Origin of the sequence: Flavihumibacter sp. CACIAM 22H1, from assembly GCF_001601815.1 — a bacterium.
Lineage (GTDB): Bacteria > Bacteroidota > Bacteroidia > Chitinophagales > Chitinophagaceae > Flavihumibacter.
Genome location: NZ_LUKG01000008.1, coordinates 69822 through 74729, shown reverse-complemented (window position 1 = coordinate 74729; position 4908 = coordinate 69822). Strand labels below are relative to the sequence as shown.

The 4908-nt window shown below is 44.9% G+C and carries 4 protein-coding genes; 1 reads left to right on the top strand and 3 read right to left on the bottom strand.

The features are described from left to right. The coding region (locus tag A1D16_RS04395; protein WP_290708024.1) for a GLPGLI family protein at positions 1 to 778 on the top strand (778 nt) is incomplete at its 5' end. Positions 779 to 823: 45 nt separating this feature from the next. Here the strand turns inward: A1D16_RS04395 and A1D16_RS04390 are convergent. From A1D16_RS04390 to A1D16_RS04380, 3 genes are all read right to left on the bottom strand, one after another. Beyond that, positions 824 to 2680: a glycoside hydrolase family 13 protein gene (locus A1D16_RS04390; RefSeq protein ID WP_290708023.1), complete on the bottom strand. Its 1857-nt coding sequence runs from the start codon at positions 2678 to 2680 to the stop codon at positions 824 to 826. A 22-nt stretch (positions 2681 to 2702) separates the two neighbouring features. After that, on the bottom strand, positions 2703 to 4112 hold the full coding sequence (locus tag A1D16_RS04385; RefSeq protein ID WP_290708022.1) for an MFS transporter: 1410 nt from the start codon (positions 4110 to 4112) through the stop codon (positions 2703 to 2705). A gap of 135 nt (positions 4113 to 4247) precedes the next feature. Next, the coding region (locus A1D16_RS04380) for a sugar phosphate nucleotidyltransferase (protein ID WP_290708021.1) at positions 4248 to 4908 on the bottom strand (661 nt) is incomplete at its 5' end.

Genomic DNA, 4908 nt, shown 5'->3' with positions numbered 1-4908 from the left:
CGTAATCCTGGTCAAAAATAATACAATGAAAAACTTAGTACTGGCAATATGCCTCGTGGTTGGTGGTGTGTTATCGGGTTTTAGTCAGGCCAGGTTCCTGGGGGCGGGTACAATTGAGTACGAGCGTCGTATCAATGTGCACCGTCAAATGGAGCAGGAAAACCCGGAAGAGCAGAGTGATTTCTGGAAGGAATTTATGTCGAAACAGCCCAAGTTTCAGAACTCTTATTTCAATTTATCCTTCAATAAGGATAAAGGCTTATACCAGCCGGGTCGGGAACCGGATAAAAAACTGGAGCCCTGGTTATTGGGACCGGCGAAAGAAAACATCGTATTAACGGATTTTACTACGAAGCAGTTGATCAGTCGGCGGAAAGTGTTTGAGGAAAATTTTATTGTAACGGATAGCCTGGACCGGTTGGAATGGAAAATTTCTGCGGAAACCCGCGAAATTGCAGGTTTTGAATGCCGCAAGGCGGTTGCGGTGATCAGTGATTCGGTATATGTGGTTGCTTTTTATACGGATGAAATTCCGGTAAGTGGTGGTCCGGAATCATTTGGGGGCTTGCCCGGAATGATTCTTGGTTTGGCTGTTCCGCGTTTATATACGACCTGGTTTGCTACGAAAGTAGAAATTACGGAAGCGCCTGCTGCGGCGTTCAAAATTAATGAGCGGGGTAAAAAAATTGCCGGCTCTCAGGTGGCCAAAATCCTTCAATCTACGTTTACGGATTGGGGTAAGCGGGGCGAAAAATTTGTTTGGTGGTCACTTCTTTAGACGTCAGACAGGTGTTAGAACACAGTTCTAACACCTGTCTGACGTCTAAAGAAGATTCAACACCAGCATTGACATAGGCCGAAGTGTAATTGAACCGGTAATTGGATAACTGACCCCCGTAGGAATATCAACCCCCGTACGAAACCCTGCCGTACGCTCGGTAAACCGTTTAGCATCAATGGTACGCGACTCCGCCATCGTATTCATAATACACATAATGGTTTGCTTGCCATCATACCGGAAATACACATAAACCCCCTCCTCCGGAACAAACTGCATCATTTTTCCTGTTTTCAACGCCGATGACTCTTTTCTGAAGCGAGCTAACCTGCGGATATGCTCAAAAATCTCATTTTCCCTGGCAGTTCGACCCGCAGCTTCAAACTTATTTTCCTTATCACCCGGCCATCCCCCCTTGAAATCAAGCCGAACCCAACCATCCGGATTCGTAAAACCTGTCATCAATAACTCGTTTCCATAATACAATTGCGGAATACCCCGAAAAGTAAGCAGCCAGCTGAGCGCCACCTTGTATTTAGCCGTATCCTCTCCTACTACACTGTAAAAACGCGCCAGATCATGATTGTCTAAAAAAATAACCTGTTTCATCGGATCGCGATACAGGTAATCCTGTGCTGTGGTAGTATATAGCTTATTGACTCCATCCGTCCAGCCAAAGGGTTTGGTCAGGCTTTCCTGGATCCCATAAAACAGGGTTTGAAAATCGGTAGTGCCCGGTAAATTACTTTTGAAAGCAACATCTCCCAGGTTATTTTCCGTAAAATATGCCTGGTTTGGAACCCCGTGTACCCAGGTTTCCCCGAAAATACTGATCCGCGGATATTCATCCAGCAGGGCTTTATTGCATCGATTCATGAAATCCAGGTCGTTGTAAATATAGGTGTCAACCCGCCAGCCATCCACCCCAAATTCTTCCACACTCCAGATGGCATGCTGGATCAGGAAATTTGCTACATAGGGATTACGCTGGTTCAGATCCGGCATCATAGGCGTAAACCAGCCATCCAGCAATTTTGTTTTGTCGGTATTGCTTGCATACGGATCAAATAATACCTGGTCCTTATAACTGGTGCCCGTATATGCCGGCCATTCATGCAGCCAGTCTTTCATTGGTTTATCCTGGACAAAAAAATGATATAAGCCGGTATGATTGTAAACTACATCCTGGATCAGTTTCATACCCCGCTTATGTAATTCATCACTCAGCTTTAGGTAATCTTCGTTTGTGCCTAACCGTGGTTCTACTTTATAGTGGTTGGTGATGGCATAACCATGCTCGGTACGATCTGGCATATTGTTTTGCCAAACAGGAAGCGGCCAAAGAGCGGTGATGCCGAGGTCCTGTAAATAATCAAGATGGTTTATGATGCCCTGTAAATCTCCGCCATGCCGGTGAAAAATAGAATCCCGGTTAAGGCTCTGATCCAGTAAGCCCGGAATTCTGTCATTTGCCGTATTTCCATTGCTGAACCGGTCGGGGATTAACAAATACACCAGGTCTTCCGAACGAACTCCCTGTGCATAACTGGAGCCATTGCCGGTACGCCGGGTTTTTAACGGAAAAGAAACTACCTGCGAATTTTTACCCTGCTTACTGCTGATCATAATCTTGCCCGGTTTTGCTGCGGCAGCAACAATCAGATCAATAAAAACATAATTGGGATTCTCTGCTACCTGTATCTTCTCCACCTGTACCCCCGGGTAATCGTCTACCCGAATTGTACCCTTTCCAAAATCTTTACCATGCACCATCACCTGTACTTTTGGGTTATTCATCCCAACCCACCAATTGGTAGGATAACAAGCTATTTCCTGTGCCCTGATGCCAATAGGCCCGGCTACCAGCATTAGGAGCAGGACCAAAACGCGCCTTTCGAACATATTCATTGATTTAGTAGGTAGTTCAGGATTTATTCGCCAGCATTTTTTTCTCCTGCTGAATTCTTAACCAGCCCTCATCATACACAAACAGTACACTGATTCCTGCACAGATCATAAAGAAACCAGCCAGCACAATGGCATAAATAGGTTGGCCATCGTAAATGTTTTTTACAATCCAGCCATTCACCAATCCATTAACGATTTGCGGAAGGGTAATAAAAAAATTAAATATGCCCATATAAATGCCCAGCTTGCCAGGCGGAATGGATCCTGAAAGGATTACATAGGGCATAGCTAGTATACTGGCCCAGGCTAGTCCCACCCCTACCATGGAAAATTTCAACATGGCCGGATCTTTCAAAAAATATACAGAGATCAATCCAATGCCACCGGCAAATAGAGAAAGTGCATGGGTCATTTTACGACCGAACTGCCTGGCAATAAGCGGAAGTAGTAGGGCATAGAGCATGGCCACAAAATTGTACATGCCAAAGGCAGAACTCACTTTATTACCTGCATCGTTGTACGCTTCTGTTTTGGAATATTCCCCCGTTAATCCATAAACATGTGTTGCCACCGCATCGGTAGTAAATACCCACATGCTGAATAAGGCAAACCAGCTGAAAAACTGTACCAACCCCAATTGTTTCATGGTACGTGGCATATTTCCAAAGTCTTTAAAGATCTCTGCTAAGCCAGCTTTCTGCTGCGCCTCATCCGGCTTACCATGGTATTTTTCATAGTCTGCCGGGGCATATTCCTTCGAAAAAAATACGGTTACCAGAATTGCCAGCATAAACACGGCTGCTCCTATGTAAAACGAATAGGTAATATTATTGGCTACACCTGTATCTCCGGGTGCCTTACTAGCACCCAGTTCAGCCAGTAATTCCGGCAGAATTGAACCTACCACGGCACCCAGGCCAATTAAAAAGGTCTGTATACTAAAACCCAGGGTGCTTTGTTTGTCAGATAAATTATCGGCTACCAGTGCGCGGAAGGGTTCCATCGCAATATTGAACGAGGCATCCATGACCATTACCATTCCAGCACCAATCCATAAAGCAGGAATCAATCCGGCCAGGCTGGCTGAATTCGGTAAAAAAATCAATGCGATCGAGGATAAAATTGCACCTGTCAGGAAATAGGGCTTTCTTCTTCCCAGCCGGTTCCAGGTACGGTCACTATAATGACCAATAATCGGTTGTACAATCATTCCTACCACCGGGGCTACCAGCCAGAATGCCGGTAGATGCTCTACATCGGCACCAAAGGAACGTAATATCCGGCTGGTATTTCCATTTTGCAGGGCAAACCCAAACTGGATCCCCATGAACCCAAAACTCATGGTAATAATCTGCGCAATGGACAAGCTTGGTTTGGGTTGCAGCCCGCTTTCCTGCTTTACACCGGAAGATACCGATACAGCCATAGCAATCGTTTTATAATGTGTAAAAATTACACAACAATCGAAAATAAGAAAAAAAATGAATGGTGAACAGGGACTTTAAAAAAACTATCCATATTCACCATTCACCAGTTAAAGTGCACTGTATAGTATGCACGCTTATATCACAAATCCATTCGGGATAACGGCCCCTTTTTTAACCACTACAATGCCGTCTTTTACCGTATACAGGGCGTGATCACAATTTTCGAGGTGAGCCCCTCCATTGATCCGGACATCATCACCGATCCGCACATTTTTATCAACGATGGCATTTTTTATATAACAACGATCCCCGATTCCCAGAATCGGCTGCCCGCTCTGACGGGCCTGGTTCATGTCATTAATGGTTTCAAAATAATCGTTGCCCATCAGGTAGCTGCTAACCACCGTACTTCCGTGCCCGATACGGGAACGTATACCGACTACGGTATTTTCGACCCGGGAAGCATTGATGATAGAACCTTCCGCAATGACGGTTTTCTCCAGCGTGGAACCACTTATTTTGGCCGGCGGCAGCATGCGTGCACGGGTATAAATGGCGTTTTTATTATCAAAGAGATTGAATTCCGGAATGTCTTTGGTTAAACTGAGATTGGCTTCAAAGAAAGAATAGATATTCCCGATATCTGTCCAGTAGCCATCGTACTGGTAGCTGCATACTTTGTATTTATGGATAGATTCCGGGATGATTTCCTTTCCGAAATCGGTCGCATCTTTTTTCTCGTTCTCCAATAAATCAAACAACAGTTTCCGGTTGAATATATAAATACCCATGGAA